This window comes from Phytohabitans sp. LZ39, from assembly GCF_059359075.1.
The window spans coordinates 111783-127414 of sequence record NZ_JCADBM010000019.1; the positions used below are offsets into that span (position 1 = coordinate 111783).

The following is a 15632-nucleotide window of genomic DNA, read 5'->3' on the forward strand; positions in this document are numbered from 1 at the left end:
CACAGCCTATGGCTCCGGCACCGCTCGCAGGGCGTGAGCCAGCTCGCTCCGGTTGGTGACGCCAAGTTTCCCGTACACCCGTTGAAGATGGTTTTCGATCGTGCGGGTGGAGAGAAAGAGCTGGTCGGCGATCTGCTTGCTGGCGACGCCGGCCGCCGCGAGGCGGGCGATCTGCCGCTCTCGCTCGGTGAGCGCGGGGCGCGCCGCCCGGAGCGCGGGCGTGCGGAGGGTGTCGCAGCGGGCGAGCAGGTCGCCCAGGCGGGCGCTCGCCTCGGACCGCTCGGCGCCGTTGGCGGCCCGCAGCCGCACGACCGCCATCGCGGCCGCGTCGGCGGCGAGGAGGAGCAGGCCCCGCTCGGCGAACGCGTCGGCCACCGCCAGCAGCTCGGTGCCGTCGCCGGCGGCGGCCGCGTGCCGGGCCAGGAGGGCGGTGAGCGGGCCGTCGACCACGGCGGTCAGCTCGGCGAGCCGCTCGGCGACGGTTTGCGGCCCGCCGACCGGCAGGTTGGCACAGCCCAGCCGCACCAGATCGTGCAGGATCAGCGCCTCGTGGGCGGCGAAGCCGTCGCCGCGCAGCCGCTCGACGAGCGTGACCAGCCTCTCGATCGCCCGCTCGACCTCGCCTCCGCAGGCCGCCACCCAGGCGCGGGCCTGCTCCCGCCACGGGTAGAGGACGGCCATGCCGGGGCGGTGGGTCTGGTCGGAGTCGGCCATCGCCGCCTTCGCCTCGTCTGCCTCGCCGAGCAGGGCCGCCGCGTGCGCCCGCTCGGCGTGGGCGAGGCCGGCGAAGACCCGGCTGCCGGCGAGGACGGCGCAGGCCTGGAGGCTGCCGCGAAGCGCCTCGCCGGTGCGACCGCGGAGCCGGGCCGCCTGGGCGCGCACCACGGACATGTAGCCGGAGCCGAGCCGGAAGTCGCCCGCGTCGGCCAGGTCGGCGAACTCGTCGGCCACGATCGCGTCGATGCCGGCCACGTCGCCGGCGAGCGCGAGGCGGGTGCCCCGGGCCAGCTCCAGGGCGAGCTGGAGGTATGGCATCTCGGTCTGCCACCGCGGCGCGTCGGCCTGCACCTGGTCGGTGACGCGGGCGCTCTCGGCGAGCTGGCCGCGCACGGCGTAGGCGTGGGCGAGCACGCACTGGGCCAGCGCGTGCGCGGAGGCCGGTGCGGTCGGACTGTCCACGATCGACTGTGACAGCCGGCAGGCCGTTTCGGTCTCGAGCCGGTGCATCCGCATGATCGCCTCGAACGAGTGCACGCGGGCCCGGAAACCGGGATCGGCGACGGTCGCGGCGTCCGCGGCGATCTGGTCCACAGCGGACTCAAGGCCGAGCCCCCAGTAGGAGACCAGCCCGCGCACCACCAGCCACCGGCTGCGCCGCTGGTCGGAGTCGATCTCGTCGCGCACCGACTCGAGGATGGGGAGCGCCTCCTCGGGCCGATCCATGAACATCAGGATCGCGGCCAGCAGGTCGGCCGCGTCGAACCCGCCACCCGTGTCGAGCGCGGCCCGGGTGAGGCGGGCGCCGAGGTGCATGTTGTATCGGCTGAACGCCTGCGCGCCCGCCTGGAGCAGCATCGCCGGATCGGTGGCCGTGCCGGAGTCGAGCCGCCACTCCGCCACCCGGAGGAGGTCGTCACGGCGGCGGATGCCGGCTCCCTCGACGAGCGTGGCGAGGCGGGCCTTGAGCCGCATGGCCCGGGTGACCGGGCAGCGCTGGCGCACCACTTCGCCGTAGAGCGGGTGGGCCAACCGGACATGGTGGCGGCGGTCGCTCGCGGCGACGCGGATGAGCCCGCGCTCCTCCGCGCTCTCCACTGGCGCCTCGCCGGCCGCCTCGATCAGCAGCGACAGCCCGATCGGCTCGCCGAACGCGACGAGCTCGATCGCCTCCCGCACGTCGTCGCTGAGGTCGCCGATGCGCGCGTCGATCAGGTCGGTGAGGCGGGGCGCGAGGTCGAACTCGCCGGTCCAGCGCCACACCCCGTACGGCCGGGTCAGCTCGTCACCGGTCGCGGCGGCGATCACGAGCTCGCGCAGCAGCAGCGGGTTTCCCGCCGAGAGGCGCCACAGGCGGTCGGCGGAGGCCGTGTCGACCGGGCCGCCGAGCATCTCGACAAGCAGCGCATGGGTGTCGGCCGCGGAGAGCGGGGCCAGCTCGTCGTGGTCGACGAGGTCGTCGGTCCACAGTGCACGAACCGGCAGCGGCACCTGCTCGCCGGTGCGCAGCGTGCCCAGCACGGTGGCGTGCGCGTCGCGGGCGACAAGGTAGACAAGCGCGGCGGACGAGGGGTCGAGCAGGTGCGCGTCGTCGATCGCGAGCACCATCGGACGGCCCGCGGCCTCGCGGTGCAGCGAGTCGACGGCCCACCGCAGCAGCCCGGCCGGCGACACACCGACCGGCTGGTCGCCGGGGAGCACCTGCGCCAGCCCGCCGAACGGCAGCCCGGCCACCGCGATATTGGCCGTGGCATTCCAGACCGCGTATCGCTCGGGGGGCAGGACGCTGACCGCCTCACGCAGCAGCCGGGTCTTGCCGATGCCGGCCGTGCCGCTCAGGATGAGGCCGCGGCGGCCACCACTCGTGGCCGAGGCGACGATGCGGCGCAGCTCATCGGCTCGGCCGACGAAGTGCCACGGGCCCACTCGCGGAGCATATAGAGCCTCCTCATGACACGCGGACCGCCGGATGTGCCAACTTGAGTAGCGGAGTGGTCAGCGCTGAGTAGCGGCCGGGCTGCCATGCGCCACCGCGGACCAATAGCGTTCCGATGCGCGGATGAGGCGGCGTCCTGGGAGGCGTAGATGGCGGCAGCGGTTGGCGTGGTGGACTCGGTGGGGGCCGAGCCGGGCGCCGAGGGTCGGCGCGGGATCCGGCTCCGTGTCGACCCGGTGCAGTCCGTGCCGGACGAGCCGACAGCGGTGGTGGTGGCCGGGAGTGGGCGCGGCCTCCTTCTCGACGCGCTGCTCGGCGCGTCCGGCCCGGCGCCAGACCTTCCCGAGGGCGCCTATCTCGTGGTGCGGCCGGGGCTCCGGGTGGCGGCCTGGGCGTACGTGCCGGGTGCCCGGCTGCCCCAGCCGTACGACCTGGCGGGGCCCAGATCGGGCGGTTTCGTCCGGCCGCCGCGGCGGGTGGAGCTCTCGCTGCCCGACCCGCTGCTGCGGCACTTCACGCTGATCCGCGCGCCCGATATGTCCACACTGGACATGGCCGGCGGCCGGATCCTGCTCGACGTGGTCCGCCGCGCCGGCGCCATGGTCTACGCCGGAGACGACGAGTCGGATCTTGTCACCCGCGTGGCCGAGTCCGGCGCGGCGGTCTTTCGCGCGGTGCCCGGCGAGGAGGTCGAAGGCCGGGTCTTCGACGTCGGTCCCGACATGGCCGACGTCGCACGGCTCCGGCGCGCGCTGGTCGAGTGGGCGGGTGCGGAGGCGCTGGCCCGGGCCAGCGCCAACCCGCCGATGCTGCCCGGCGCCTACGGCACCGTGCGGGTGACCGGCGGCGCCCACGAGTCCGGGTGGGCCGAGCGGCTCGACCGGGCCTGCGTTTCGGCCGCGCACACCGTCCGGCAGCGGCTCGCCATCGAGCTCGCCAACGTGCACCTGCGGGGGGTGCAGGAAATTGTCTTCGGAGTCGGCTCGGCCGGCCTGCCCGACGCGCTCGACCGCGAGATGCACGCGGTATCGCTGCGGGCCGTGGCCGAATGCGACGCCGCCGTCGACCGCATCCTCGACGACGCCCTCACCCAGGTGCTCGGCGGGATCCCGCCCGAGGGGGTACGCCGCCGGGTGGCGCTCGCCGTGCGGCGGGAGGTCGCCGCCGAGGGCGGTGCGTCCGATCCGGCCCGGGTCCTGCTGGTCACCAGCACCGGCGGTGTCGCCACGATTACCGGCACCGGTGCGGTGACCGCGCTCGCCGCGTACCGGGAGGAGGCCGACCGCGCCGTGCTGCCGCCACTCGGCGTCGGGCTCTCCGGTGCCTGCTACCAGTACTGGGCCGCGCCCGAGCGGTCCGACCCGGGACACACCCGCAGCTGGTTGCAGCAGGCCGTGCGCGGTGTGGAGCTGGAGCTGCTCGCCGAGGTGTCGCGCCGCTTCGAGGCCGTGCGGAGGTCGCTGAGCGCTCTGCTGACCGAGGCCGTCGACCACGGGATCCTACTGGCTTGAGTAGTTAAACCACTCATTCGCCCCAAAGCGGGACGTTGGAGTTCCTCGGTTCCGCGATTGCGGTGGCACGATGGGGGGCATGGCGGCTCCACAGGTTGCGCCGGTCGAGACTCCGGACATTGACGAGGTGCCGGTCGCGGACCGGGCATGGGTGACGATCGTGTGGGACGATCCCGTCAACCTGATGTCGTACGTCACCTGGGTCTTCCAGAAGCTGTTCGGCTACAGCAAGGACAAGGCCGAAAAGCTGATGCTCGACGTGCACCACAAGGGAAAGGCCGTGGTGTCGAGCGGTGCCCGGGAGAGGATGGAGCACGACGCCTCCCAGCTGCACGCGTACGGCTTGTGGGCCACGGTCGACCAAGCCTGAAGGGGCTTCCATTCTCGTGAGTATGTTCCGCCGGTATGGAGAGCACTGCGTCGCCTCGTTCGCCGCGGACGAGGTGCGGGTGCTGCGCAAGGTGGCCTCGGAGGTGGTCGGCCTGCTGAGCGAGGGCTTCGACCACGAGGACCCGGTGGTCGAGCGGCTCTTCCCGGACATCTATCCCGAAGATCCGCACAATTCGGCCGAGTTCCGGCGCTACACCGAGGGTGACCTCAAGACCAGCAAGATCGACCAGGCCGGCGCGATCCTGGCCGTGCTCCCCTCCGACGGCGGCGGCGAGGTGCGCCTCGACTGGGACACCGCCGAAGCCTGGCTCCGCGCGCTCAACGACGCCCGGCTCGCGATGGGCGTGCGGCTGGAGATCAAGGCCGAGACCGACCTGGGCGAAGAGCTGGACGAGGCCGTCCTCCGCGACCCGACCTCGTCCCGCGTCTTCCAGCTCTCGGTGTACGCCTACCTCGGCTACCTCCAGGAATCCCTGCTCAACGCCCTCACCGACTGAGGAGCGTCAGCTCCTCGGGGGTGAGCTCGAGGTCGACGGCGGCCACCGAGTCCTGGATGCTCGCCGGGCGGCTGGCGCCGGGGATCGGGATGACGACCGGCGACTTCGCCAGCATCCAGGCGAGGCACACGCGCTGCGGGCTGACCCCGTGCGCGGCGGCCACCTCCGCGAACGGCGCGAACCGGCTGCCCAGGTCGCCGGCCTGGGCGATGCCGCCCAGCGGTGACCAGGGCAGGAATGCGATGCCCAGCTCGTCGCAGAGTTCCAACTCCGGCTCCGAGAAGCGGTACGCGGGGGAGAACTGGTTTTGCACCGAGACCAGCCGGCCGCCGAGGATCTCCTGGGAGAGCCGGATCTGCTGCGGGTTGGCGTTCGAGATGCCGGCCATGCGGATCTTGCCGGCGTCGAGCAGGTCGCGGATGGCGCCGACCGAGTCCTCGTAGGGCGTGCGCGGATCCGGACGGTGGAACTGGTACAGGCCTATCGCCTCGACGCCCAGCCGCTTGAGCGACGCCTCGCAGGCTTCCTTGAGGTACTCCGGCGAGCCGTCGAGCGTCCAGCTGCCGTCGCCCGGCCGCAGGTGGCCGCCCTTGGTGGCGACCACCACGCCTGACGTGTCGCCGCCGTAGCTGGCCAGCGCGCGGGCGATCAGCGTCTCGTTGTGGCCGACGTCGTTGGCGTACAGGTGGTAGGCGTCCGCGGTGTCGATCAGGTTGACGCCGGCGTCCAGCGCGGCGTGGATCGTGCGGACGGAACGCTCCTCGTCGGGCCGGCCCTCGATGGACATCGGCATGCCGCCGAGCCCGATCGCGCTTACCTCGACATCTCCGATGCGGCGAAACTCCATGGCAACCACCCTGGACCCGCTCGCGCCCCCGATCCAACAGAAGAAACTGCTGAGATTGAGCGCATAGACTGCTGAATCGTGGAGTTGAGGCACCTGGAGTACTTCGTCGCCGTCGCCGAGGAGCAGCACTTCACCCGGGCGGCGGAGCGGATGCGGGTGGCCCAGTCCGGGCTCTCCGCGTCGATCCGCTCGCTGGAGCGGGAGCTTGGCGCGCCGCTGTTCGTCCGGTCGACGCGGCGGGTCGAGCTGACCGAGGCGGGCCGGGCGCTGCTGGCCGAGGCGCGGCGCACGCTCGCCAGTGCCGACGCGGCCCGCCAGGCGGTCGCCGCGGTCAAGGGGCTGCTGCGGGGCACGCTCGCGGTCGGCGCCGAGCAGTGCCTGGGCGTCGTCGACGTGGCGCGGCTGCTGGCCGACTTCCGCGACCGGCACCCCAACGTCGAGATCATGCTGCGCCAGGGCGCCTCCGCCGACCTCTGCGCCGAGCTGCGGTCCGGCCGCCTCGACATGGCTTTCGTCGCCACCGACGCCAAGCCGCCCGAGCAGCTCGACCTGATCCCGCTCGCGGCAGAGCCGATGATGGTGGTCTGCCACCCGGCGCACCGCTTCGCCGACAGCGCGGCGGTCGACTGGGATGAGCTGGAGAAAGAGATCTTCGTCGACTTCCATCGCGGCTTCGGCGCCCGCGAGCTGACCGAGGAGGAGTGCGCCGACCGGCGGCTGTCCCGGCGCGTGGCGGTGGAGGTCAACGACGTGCACAGCCTGCTCGACTTCGTCGGCGCCGGGCTGGGCGTGGCGGTCGTGCCCCGCCCGATCGCCCGCAAGCGCCCCACGCAGGTGCGCGCGGTGCCGCTGACCGGCGCCTCGGCGTACACGTGGCGGGTCTCGGTGGCACTGCCCGGCGGCCGCCCGGCCAGCCCGCCCGCGTCGGCGCTGTTGCGCCAAGCACAGCTCACCGGGTGACCAGCGGGCTACAAGGTAAGCTGTACGCCGTGCTGACCATCGACCGGGCGATCGTCGACGCGATCTTCGCCCACGCCCGCCGGGATCACCCGGATGAGGCGTGCGGCGTCGTCGCCGGCCCGGTGGGCAGCGACAAGCCGGTCCGGCACATCCCGATGCAAAACGCGGCGCGCTCGATGACGTTCTACGAGTTCGACTCGATGGAGTATCTGCGGGTGTGGCGGGAGATGGACGACCGTGACGAGGAGGCGGTGGTGATCTACCACTCGCACACCGCCACGGAGGCCTACCCGTCCCGCAGCGACGCCTCCATCGCAGGCTGGCCCGAGGCGCACTACCTGCTGGTCTCCACGCGCGATCCGGCCGTCGAAGAGATCCGGTCGTTCCGCATCGTGGACGGCGCCGTAACCGAGGAGCCGGTCCGGATCGTTGATGCGACCGTGGATCCGCACGCCGTCCAGACCTACATGTTCGGGCAGAGCCCGGCGACGGTCGACTACGAGTGTTCCGGCCGCTGAGCACTCGCGCCGTTAAAGCCGTTGTCGATCTTTCTCCGAGGAGTTTCTGTCATGGCCATCGAGGTTCGCATCCCCACCATCCTGCGCAATTACACCGGCGGCGCGAAGGTCGTCGAGGGCAGTGGAGACACGCTCAGCGATCTCCTGTCCGACCTTGACGCGCGCCACTCCGGCCTGCGTGGCCGGCTCGTCACCGAAGAGGGCAGCCTGCACAGGTTCGTCAATGTGTACGTCAACGACGAGGACGTCCGTTTCCTCGGCGCGCTCGACACCAAGCTCTCCGACGGCGACACCGTGACGATCCTGCCGGCCGTGGCCGGCGGCGCGTTCGGGTTCGCGGCCGCCGCCGCGATCCTCGGCAACCGCCTCTAGGCGGCGCGCCATGGCGCGATACGACAGCCTGCTCGACGCTTGCGGGGGCACGCCGCTGGTCGGCCTGCCCCGGCTGTCGCCGGTGGTGCCCGAAGGGGCGCCACCGGTGCGCCTCTGGGCCAAGCTCGAAGATCGCAACCCGACCGGCTCGGTCAAGGACCGGGCGGCGCTCTTCATGGTGCGCGCCGCCGAAGAGTCCGGCCGCCTCCGGCCGGGCGACACGATCCTTGAGCCGACCAGCGGCAACACCGGCATCTCGCTGGCCATGGTGGCCAAGTTGCGCGGCTACCGGCTGGTCTGCGTGATGCCGGAAAACGTCTCCACCGAGCGGGTCCAGCTGCTCCGCATGTACGGCGCCGAGATCATCTTCTCGCCCGCGGCGGGCGGTTCCAACCAGGCGGTGGCGACGGCCAAGCAGATCTCCGCCGAGCACCCCGACTGGGTGATGCTCTTCCAGTACGGCAACGAGGCCAACGCCCGCGCCCACTACGAGACCACCGGCCCGGAGCTGCTGCGTGACCTGCCGTCCGTCACCCACTTCGTCGCCGGGCTGGGCACCACCGGCACGCTGATGGGCACCGGTCGATACCTGCGGGAGAAGGTCGAAGGCATCGAGATCGTGGCCGCCGAGCCGCGATACGGCGAGCTCGTCTACGGGCTGCGCAACATCGACGAAGGGTACGTACCGGAGCTTTACGACGCCACGGTGCTGACCCGCCGCTTCTCGGTCGGCACCCGTGACGCCGTGCTGCGCACCCGCCAGCTCGTCGAGGTGGAGGGCCTGTTCGTCGGCTTCTCGACCGGCGCGGTGCTGCACGCCGCGCTGGCCGTGGCACACGAGGCGGTCAAGGCCGGTCGCCGGGCCGACGTGGCGTTCGTCGTCGCCGACGCGGGGTGGAAGTACCTGTCCACCGGTGCGTACGGCGGCACCCTCGCCGACGCCGAGGAAGCCCTCGAAGGCCAGCTCTGGGCCTAGGCCGGGGCTTCCCGGCCGCATGACTGGAACACCAGTGCTGTTATCCGGCTGCTTTTACAGCACTGGTGTTCCAGTCGTGGAAGGCGGTCGGGCGGCGGCGTGGGTTCGTGGGTCCGTCCACAGTGCCGCCGCGCCGCGGGCTTGCACCGCAAGGTCGGCAATGGAGACCGGGCGAATCCTGGGGCACCACGCGGGGCTAGACCGCGCGTACCGTAAGCACGATCGAGGCGATCAACGGGATCGTGGCGAGGGCCAGCATCACCCACGGGAGGCGGCGGCGCTGGATGGACATAAACGCGCCCACCGTCAGCCCGATGCCGATCAGGCCCACGGCGATAAACGACGGTTCGTACCAGGTCGCTGGATTGCCCCGCCACAGCAGCAGCACCGCCCGGGTCGCCACAAGCAGGCCCACCAGGCCCAAGCCGGTCGCCCAGGCGCACATGCCGACGAGCTTGGTGGTCGGCGGCGCGGGGTCGTTGGAGCCGGGCAGGCGGAAGACGCGGGCCACGCCGGACGGCGCCGAGCTGGGCTCCGGCTGGGCTTCGCGCTGGATGCGCAGGCCGAGGCCCTCGACAAAGGAACGTTCGGAACTCGACTCGTCAGCCTGGGTCGACACGTGGTTTACCGTCCTGTCGCGGGTGTGGGGCGGGGCTCACCCTGTGCAACGGACCCGTCTCACTCCGCGTAACGGTGATGGTGGAGAGCCACAGGAAACCCACGATTCTCACGGGCGATGTCACCTTGGCGACATGTTGTATCAGTTCTTTCTGTCGCGCCCTGGTCACGGCGTAGGCTGCGCACCGTGACAGACTCGACGGTAAGGATCTTCGGGCCAACCGCCGAGGGCCTTTCCATAGCCGAGCGTGAAACCGGAGCCGCGGGATGCGACTGACGGTGCTGGGCTGCGCCGGCAGTTTTCCGGGCCCCGAGTCCGCCTGTTCGGCGTACCTCGTCGAAGAGGACGACTTCCGGCTGCTGATCGACTTCGGTTCGGGCTCGCTCACCGCGCTCCAGCGGTACGCCGGACTGCACGCCGTCGACGCGATCCTGCTCACCCACCTGCACTGCGACCACATGCTCGACGCCTGCACGTACGTGGTGGTCCGCCGCTACGACCCGTCCGGCCCGCTGCCGCCCATCCCCGTGTACGCGCCGGCCGGCGCACCGGACCGGATCGCGGCCGCGTACAGCCAGGACGAAGGGCCGGTCGACGACGTGTACACGTTCTACGGCCTCCAGCCCGGCACGTTTCCGATCGGGCCGTTCACGGTCACCGTCGACCGGGTCAACCACCCCGTCGAGACGTACGGCGTGCGCCTCGAGTCGAAGGGGCGGGTGCTCACGTACTCGTCCGACACGGCACCCTGCGAGGCCCTCCTGCGGCTCGCGCTCGGCGCCGACCTGTTCCTGTGCGAAGCGAGCTATCTCGATGGCATGGACAACCCGCCAGACCTGCACCTGACCGGGCGCGAGGCCGCCGAGGTGGCCACCAAGGCCGGCGTTGGCCAGCTATTACTGACGCATCTCGTTTCCGCGTGGGGCAGCGAGGCGGACACGCTCGACGCCGCCTCGGCGGCGTTCACCGGGCCACTGGAGATCGTCAGGCCTGGATCTCGATACGAGATCTGAAGTTTGCACCACTGTTCGCCGATGCGTCAGGTGGGTGTAGCCTCCCGCACCGGCGCAAACCCCACGGTGAGCGCATGCGTATCGCGATCATCGCGGAGTCGTTCCCCCCGGACGTCAACGGCGTCGCGCACTCCGTCGTCCGCATCGCTGAGCACTTGGTCAGGCGCGGCCACGCACCCCTGGTCATCGCTCCGGCCCCGTCATCGTCGACTCGGGGCCTGACTGGCGCGCACCCGTTTCCGGTGGTCCGCGTGCCGAGCATGCCACTGCCGCGCTATCGCAGCCTGCGGCTCGGCCTGCCCGGACCGAAGCTCACCGACGCGCTCGTCGCCCACGCCCCCGACATGGTCCACCTCGCCTGCCCGTTCCTGCTCGGCGCGCGCGGTGTCGCGCTCGCGCAGCAGCGGCGGATGCCCTGCCTCGCCGTGTACCAGACCGACGTGGCCGCCTACGCGCGCACCTACGTCGGGTGGGGCGAGCAGGCCGTATGGAAGTGGATGCGCACGATCCACAACGGCGCCGACCGTACGCTCGCACCCTCCACCCGCTCCGCCGCCGACCTCGTCGCGCACGGCATCCAGCGGGTGTGGCTGTGGCAGCGGGGCGTCGACGTCGTGCGGTTCGACCCGGCCAAGCGCCACGAGCTGGTTCGCAAGGCACTGGCGCCGAACGGCGAGGTTCTCGTCGGGTACGTCGGCCGGCTCGCCCCGGAAAAGCGGGTCGACCTGCTCGCCCGCACCTCCGAGCTGCCCGGCGTACGGGTGGTGATCGTCGGCGACGGGCCGGCCCGGCGCGACCTGGAGAAGGCGCTGCCGAAGGCGGTCTTCCTCGGCACCCGGCACGGCGCGCAGCTGGCCCGGCTCTTCGCGAGCTTCGACGTCTTCGCGCACACGGGGCCGCACGAGACATTCGGCCAGACGATCCAGGAGGCGCTCGCCAGCGGGCTGCCGGTGGTCGCCCCGTCCGCCGGCGGGCCGCTCGACCTGGTGACGCCCGGGGTCAACGGCACGCTGGTGCCACCCGAGGACGGCGAGGCGCTCGCGGACGCGGTCGCCGAGCTGGTGACCGACGGTGAGCTGCGCCGCCAGTACGGCATCAACGCCCGCGCGGGCGTCGAGGGCCGCACCTGGAGCGCGGTCGGGGACGAGCTGATCGCTCACTACGAGTCGATCCTGGCCAGCCCCGGCGTCACCCGCCACGTCCGAGTCGCAGCATGAGGATCGTCAGGCTGGCGAACTTCGTCATGCCCCGGTCCGGCGGCCTCCGCACCGCCCTTCGCTGCCTGGGCGAGGGCTACCTCGCGGCGGGCCACGAGCCGGTGATGATCGTGCCCGGCCCGGAGATGTCCGACGAGATGACGCCGCACGGCCGCGTGATCACGCTGCCCGGGCCGGAGGTGCCCGGCAGTGGCGGCTACCGCCTGCTGATCACCGGCCGGCGGCGGCTGACCAAGCTGCTCGACCGGCTGGAGCCGGACCACATCGAGGTGTCGGACCGTTCGACGCTGCGGTGGACCGGGCGGTGGGCCCGCGACCGTGGCGTGCCGTCGATGATGGTGTCGCACGAGAGCCTCGCCGGCCTGCTCACCGTGTGGGGCGTTCCGGAGTCGATCCGGGTGGGCTTCGCCGACCTGGCCAACAAGCGCACCGCGCGGGCGTACGACCGGATCGTCTGCACCACCGCGTGGGCGGCCGCGGAGTTTCGCCGGCTGGGTGTGGAAAACCTGGTCGAGGTGCCGCTCGGCGTCGACCTGGAGACGTTTCACCCGAGCCGGCGCGACCACGACGTGCGTGCCCGGTACGCGGCCGACGACGAGGTGCTGCTCGTGCATTGCAGCCGCCTCTCCGGCGAGAAGCACCCGGAGATCGCCGTCGACACGGTGGCCGCGCTGCGCGCCGCGGGCGTACCGGCGGTGCTCGTCGTGGTGGGTGACGGGCCGCGGCGCGAGGCGCTCGAGCAGCGGGCCGCCGGGCTGCCGGTGCGCTTCCTCGGCTTCGTGGCCGACCGCAACGACGTGGCCAACCTGCTCGCCTGCGCCGACGTGGTGGTGGCCCCTGGGCCGGTGGAGACGTTCGGCCTGGCCGCGCTCGAGTCGCTGGCGTGCGGCAGCCCGGTCGTCGTGAACGCCGCGAGCGCGCTGCCCGAGGTCGTCGGCCCGGCGGGCGTCGCCGCCGCCGGCACCGGCGCCGACTTCGCGGAGGCGGTGCTCCGGCTGCTCGACCGCCCGGAGAACCAGCGGCGGGCGGCGGCGCGGGCGCGGGCCGAGCAGTTCTCCTGGCCCGCCGCGGTGGAGGGCTTCCTGCGGGCACATGGCGCGCCGGTTTCCACGGGGAGTTCCGTGTGTTGACCTTCGTCGCCCTCGGCGACTCCACGACGGCGGGCTTCGGCGACCCGATGCCCGACGGCAGCTGGCGCGGCTGGGCCGCCCTGCTCGCGGACGGGCTGGCGCCACCCGGGCAGGTCGCGTTTCACAACCTGGCCGTGAGTGGCGCCCTCTCCGCCGACGTCGCGCGCGACCAGCTGCCGGTCGCGCTGGACCACAAGCCGGACGTCGCGGCCGTGCTGGTGGGCGTCAACGACACGCTGCGGCGCGGCTTCGACGTATCCGCGATCGGGAACACGATGGACCACACGATCGGGTCGCTGCACCGGTCCGGCGCGCTCGTGCTGAGCGCCTGCTTTCCCGACCCGGGCCGGCTCTTCGGGCTGCCGGCGCCACTGGCCCGCCCGATCTCCCGCCGGATCGCCGCGGTCAACGCGGTCACCCACGCCGTCGCGGCCCGCGTGCCCGGCGTGCACCTGGACCTCAACCTGCTGCCCGAGGCGTACGAGCCTCGCATGTGGAGCGTCGACCGCCTGCACCCCGGCGAGCGCGGCCACCGGCTGCTGGCCGGCTCGTTCTACGACCTGCTCGTCGCCCGGGGCGGCCCGGTACACCGCCGCCCCGACCCCGAGCCCGGCAACCCGCCGCCGAGCCGGGGCGCCCGCGTGTGGTGGATGGCGACACAGGGCAGTGCCTGGCTCTACCGCCGCTCGCGCGACCTCGTCCCGTCACTGGCCCGCATGGCGATCGCCGAGTGGTGGTACGACCTGCGCGGCCTCGCCCACGACCTGGACGAGACGGTCCAGAAGGAAACCAGCCGAGCGCTCGACATGTTCGTCGACACCCCACCAGGCCTGACCACCATCCAGAAACCAATTCCAAATAGACAGTGAGCTACCGCGATGTCCGTCGTGGTACCGACCGCTGCTCCCGCGGCCTCACCCGTCCGCTGTTGGTCATGCGGTGGGTCTTGCCTCGCGGAGGTGGCAAGCGGAGGCCGGGGATTTCGGCGAGCGCCAGCTCGCCGCCGGCCTGCGCGGTCTCCGGCGGGAGCGGCGGTCCGCCGCTGACGCGGCCCGGGAAATCCGCCTGACGAAACGTCGCTCTGACCGCGGCATGGGGTGGAGGAGGAGTGGTCGTCTTCGGGACATAGGGTGTGGCCATGGGACGACCGGACGGGCGCGCGCCCGACGAACTGCGGCCGGTGACGCTGACCCGCCAGTGGAGCATCCATCCCGAGGGATCGGTGCTCGTGGAGTTCGGCGCGACGCGGGTGCTCTGCACGGCGAGTGTGACCGAGGGTGTGCCGCGCTGGCGCAAGGGCTCGGGCCTCGGCTGGGTCACGTCGGAGTATTCGATGCTGCCGCGCGCCACCACCACCCGCTCCGACCGGGAGAGCATCAAGGGGCGGGTCGGCGGGCGTACCCATGAGATCTCCCGCCTGATCGGGCGCAGCCTGCGGGCCTGCATCGACCTCAAGGCGCTGGGGGAAAACTCGATCGTGCTCGACTGCGACGTGCTCCAGGCCGACGGCGGCACGCGCACGGCGGCGATCACCGGTGCCTACGTGGCCTTGCACGACGCGGTGAGCTGGATGGCCAAGCGCGGGCTGTTGGCCGGTAAGCCGGCCGACGCGGTGCACCGGTCGGTCGCCGCCGTCAGCGTTGGCGTGTTCGACGGTCAGGCCCGCCTCGACCTGTGCTACGAGGAAGACGTGGCGGCCGAGGTCGACATGAATATCGTGTGCACCGGTGCGGGCGACTTCGTCGAGGTGCAGGGCACCGGCGAGTCCGGGGTGTTCGACCGGGCACAGCTCGACGCGCTGCTCGACCTGGGTGTGGCCGGCTGCCGCCAGCTCGCGGCGATCCAGCAGGCGGCGCTCTGATGACCAAGCTGCTGCTCGCCACGCGCAACGTGAAGAAGCTCCAGGAGCTACAGCGGATCCTCGACAAGGCGCTCGGTCCACACGCGATCGAGCTGGTCGGGCTGGGCGACGTGCCGGAGTACCCGGAGGCGCCCGAGACCGGCCTCACCTTCGGCGAAAACGCGCTGCTGAAGGCCCGCGAGGGGGTCAAGTACACCGGCCTGCCCACGGTAGCGGACGACTCCGGGCTCGCGGTCGACGCGCTTTCCGGCATGCCCGGGGTGTTCAGCGCGCGGTGGTCCGGCCGGCACGGCGACGACAAGGCCAACCTCGACCTCGTGCTCGCCCAGATCGGCGATGTGCCGGACGAGCACCGCGGTGCGGCGTTCGTGTGCGCGGCGGCGCTGGTGCTGCCCGGTGGCAAGGAGCACCTTGTCGAGGGCCGGCAGGCGGGCCGCCTGATCCGCACCCCGCGGGGCGACGGCGGTTTCGGCTACGACCCGATCTTCCTGGGTGACGGGCAGGACCGGACGAACGCGGAGCTCAGCGCCGAGGAGAAGGATCTGATCAGCCACCGCGGTAAGGCATTTCGGGCACTGGCGAAGGTCGTCGCGAAGACTCTCGCCGAGGCGCCTCGATAGCCACCGTGGGGAGCGCCGCGGGGCGCTTGTGGCGGCGGAAGGTCCACCACCGGTAGAGCACGTAGTTGAACACAAGGTTGGTGCCGCCGGCGATCACGCGGGCGACGATGAGCGGCACGCCGATGGCCTGTAGCGCGAGCACGGCGGTGAGGGTCAGCACGTAGTCGCCGAGGACCTGCGGCAGAAAGCGGGCCAGCTGCGGCCCGACCGCACGCCTGTGCGCGTGGAAGGCGAAGTGCCGGTTGAGCGCGAAGTTGAGCGCGTACGTGGCCCAGAAGGCGAGCGTGACCGACACCACATTGGGCAGTGGCGTGAACCGGTGCAGGAGCGCGAGCAGCGTCAGGTCGAAGGCGAAGCCGATAGCCGCGAGTAGCAGGAACCGCGGCAACGAGTGACGCGCGATGGCGGTGACGCGTCCGCGCCAGCGAGGACCCACGGACGGCAACCC

At 72.0% G+C, this 15632-nt stretch carries 17 protein-coding genes; 13 read left to right on the forward strand and 4 right to left on the reverse strand.

The features are described from left to right. Positions 1-6: 6 nt before the first annotated feature. Positions 7-2643 (reverse strand): helix-turn-helix transcriptional regulator, encoded by a 2637-nt coding sequence (locus AC5L36_RS31380; RefSeq protein ID WP_441222382.1) that lies wholly within the window; start codon positions 2641-2643, stop codon positions 7-9. 159 nt (positions 2644-2802) lie between these two features. Here AC5L36_RS31380 and AC5L36_RS31385 point away from each other — a divergent pair, with 159 nt between their 5' ends. The 3 genes from AC5L36_RS31385 (at position 2803) to AC5L36_RS31395 (ending at position 5051) form a co-directional block, all read left to right on the forward strand. Further along, entirely contained in the window at positions 2803-4164 is a 1362-nt protein-coding gene (locus AC5L36_RS31385) for a hypothetical protein (protein WP_441222383.1), read from the forward strand. Between the two features lie 79 nt (positions 4165-4243). Continuing rightward, a complete protein-coding gene (gene clpS / locus AC5L36_RS31390) occupies positions 4244-4534 on the forward strand; it encodes an ATP-dependent Clp protease adapter ClpS (protein ID WP_173039686.1) in 291 nt (96 codons plus the stop codon). A 22-nt stretch (positions 4535-4556) separates the two neighbouring features. Continuing rightward, positions 4557-5051, forward strand: coding sequence for a DUF2017 domain-containing protein (locus tag AC5L36_RS31395; RefSeq protein WP_441222384.1), 495 nt, complete (start codon positions 4557-4559; stop codon positions 5049-5051). On the opposite strand, the gene AC5L36_RS31400 is transcribed toward AC5L36_RS31395, so the two are convergent. Beyond that, positions 5041-5898, reverse strand: coding sequence for an aldo/keto reductase (locus tag AC5L36_RS31400; protein ID WP_441222385.1), 858 nt, complete (start codon positions 5896-5898; stop codon positions 5041-5043). The two genes, AC5L36_RS31395 and AC5L36_RS31400, sit on opposite strands and share 11 nt — an antisense overlap. Before the next feature lie 78 nt (positions 5899-5976). On the opposite strand from AC5L36_RS31400, the gene AC5L36_RS31405 reads away from it, so the two are divergent. The 4 genes from AC5L36_RS31405 to AC5L36_RS31420 are packed head-to-tail and all read left to right on the forward strand — an operon-like array spanning position 5977 to position 8724. Beyond that, positions 5977-6858, forward strand: a complete 882-nt coding sequence (locus AC5L36_RS31405) for a LysR family transcriptional regulator (RefSeq protein ID WP_441222386.1) — start codon at positions 5977-5979, stop codon at positions 6856-6858. A 29-nt stretch (positions 6859-6887) separates the two neighbouring features. Then, positions 6888-7376, forward strand: a complete 489-nt coding sequence (locus tag AC5L36_RS31410; RefSeq protein ID WP_441222387.1) for a M67 family metallopeptidase — start codon at positions 6888-6890, stop codon at positions 7374-7376. 51 nt (positions 7377-7427) lie between these two features. Then, positions 7428-7748 (forward strand): MoaD family protein, encoded by a 321-nt coding sequence (locus tag AC5L36_RS31415; protein WP_441222388.1) that lies wholly within the window; start codon positions 7428-7430, stop codon positions 7746-7748. Positions 7749-7758: 10 nt separating this feature from the next. Beyond that, positions 7759-8724, forward strand: a complete 966-nt coding sequence (locus AC5L36_RS31420) for a PLP-dependent cysteine synthase family protein (RefSeq protein ID WP_441222389.1) — start codon at positions 7759-7761, stop codon at positions 8722-8724. 196 nt (positions 8725-8920) lie between these two features. Here the strand turns inward: AC5L36_RS31420 and AC5L36_RS31425 are convergent, their stop codons facing one another. Continuing rightward, positions 8921-9343 (reverse strand): hypothetical protein, encoded by a 423-nt coding sequence (locus tag AC5L36_RS31425; RefSeq protein ID WP_441222390.1) that lies wholly within the window; start codon positions 9341-9343, stop codon positions 8921-8923. Positions 9344-9609: 266 nt separating this feature from the next. Between AC5L36_RS31425 and AC5L36_RS31430 the strand changes: the two genes are divergently transcribed. The 6 genes from AC5L36_RS31430 to rdgB all read left to right on the forward strand — a co-directional run bounded on the left by AC5L36_RS31430 (position 9610) and on the right by rdgB (position 15184). Continuing rightward, complete coding sequence (locus tag AC5L36_RS31430; RefSeq protein ID WP_441222391.1) at positions 9610-10356, forward strand: MBL fold metallo-hydrolase; 747 nt, start codon at positions 9610-9612, stop codon at positions 10354-10356. Between the two features lie 74 nt (positions 10357-10430). Further along, a complete protein-coding gene (locus tag AC5L36_RS31435; protein ID WP_441222392.1) occupies positions 10431-11573 on the forward strand; it encodes a glycosyltransferase family 4 protein in 1143 nt (380 codons plus the stop codon). Then, a complete protein-coding gene (locus AC5L36_RS31440; protein WP_441222393.1) occupies positions 11570-12703 on the forward strand; it encodes a glycosyltransferase in 1134 nt (377 codons plus the stop codon). The genes AC5L36_RS31435 and AC5L36_RS31440 overlap by 4 nt, the downstream gene beginning before the upstream one ends. Next, positions 12697-13572, forward strand: coding sequence for an SGNH/GDSL hydrolase family protein (locus AC5L36_RS31445; RefSeq protein WP_441222394.1), 876 nt, complete (start codon positions 12697-12699; stop codon positions 13570-13572). The genes AC5L36_RS31440 and AC5L36_RS31445 overlap by 7 nt, the downstream gene beginning before the upstream one ends. 269 nt (positions 13573-13841) lie before the next feature. Further along, positions 13842-14564, forward strand: coding sequence for a ribonuclease PH (gene rph / locus AC5L36_RS31450; protein WP_441222395.1), 723 nt, complete (start codon positions 13842-13844; stop codon positions 14562-14564). After that, positions 14564-15184, forward strand: coding sequence for an RdgB/HAM1 family non-canonical purine NTP pyrophosphatase (rdgB, locus tag AC5L36_RS31455; RefSeq protein ID WP_441222396.1), 621 nt, complete (start codon positions 14564-14566; stop codon positions 15182-15184). Before rph ends, rdgB begins: the two co-directional genes overlap by 1 nt. Here rdgB and AC5L36_RS31460 read toward each other — a convergent pair. Next, entirely contained in the window at positions 15111-15620 is a 510-nt protein-coding gene (locus AC5L36_RS31460) for a GtrA family protein (RefSeq protein WP_441222397.1), read from the reverse strand. The genes rdgB and AC5L36_RS31460 overlap by 74 nt on opposite strands. Between the last annotated feature and the right edge of the window lie 12 nt (positions 15621-15632).

What these genes read in the sequence shown, in the direction of transcription:
- AC5L36_RS31420 (WP_441222389.1), top strand. Translation starts at nt 7,759, where the DNA reads ATGGCGCGATACGACAGCCTGCTCGACGCTTGCGGGGGCACGCCGCTG.
- AC5L36_RS31400 (WP_441222385.1), bottom strand. Translation starts at nt 5,898, where the DNA reads ATGGAGTTTCGCCGCATCGGAGATGTCGAGGTAAGCGCGATCGGGCTC.
- AC5L36_RS31430 (WP_441222391.1), top strand. Translation starts at nt 9,610, where the DNA reads ATGCGACTGACGGTGCTGGGCTGCGCCGGCAGTTTTCCGGGCCCCGAG.
- AC5L36_RS31435 (WP_441222392.1), top strand. Translation starts at nt 10,431, where the DNA reads ATGCGTATCGCGATCATCGCGGAGTCGTTCCCCCCGGACGTCAACGGC.
- AC5L36_RS31415 (WP_441222388.1), top strand. Translation starts at nt 7,428, where the DNA reads ATGGCCATCGAGGTTCGCATCCCCACCATCCTGCGCAATTACACCGGC.
- AC5L36_RS31385 (WP_441222383.1), top strand. Translation starts at nt 2,803, where the DNA reads ATGGCGGCAGCGGTTGGCGTGGTGGACTCGGTGGGGGCCGAGCCGGGC.
- AC5L36_RS31395 (WP_441222384.1), top strand. Translation starts at nt 4,557, where the DNA reads ATGTTCCGCCGGTATGGAGAGCACTGCGTCGCCTCGTTCGCCGCGGAC.
- clpS (WP_173039686.1), top strand. Translation starts at nt 4,244, where the DNA reads ATGGCGGCTCCACAGGTTGCGCCGGTCGAGACTCCGGACATTGACGAG.
- AC5L36_RS31440 (WP_441222393.1), top strand. Translation starts at nt 11,570, where the DNA reads ATGAGGATCGTCAGGCTGGCGAACTTCGTCATGCCCCGGTCCGGCGGC.
- rph (WP_441222395.1), top strand. Translation starts at nt 13,842, where the DNA reads ATGGGACGACCGGACGGGCGCGCGCCCGACGAACTGCGGCCGGTGACG.
- rdgB (WP_441222396.1), top strand. Translation starts at nt 14,564, where the DNA reads ATGACCAAGCTGCTGCTCGCCACGCGCAACGTGAAGAAGCTCCAGGAG.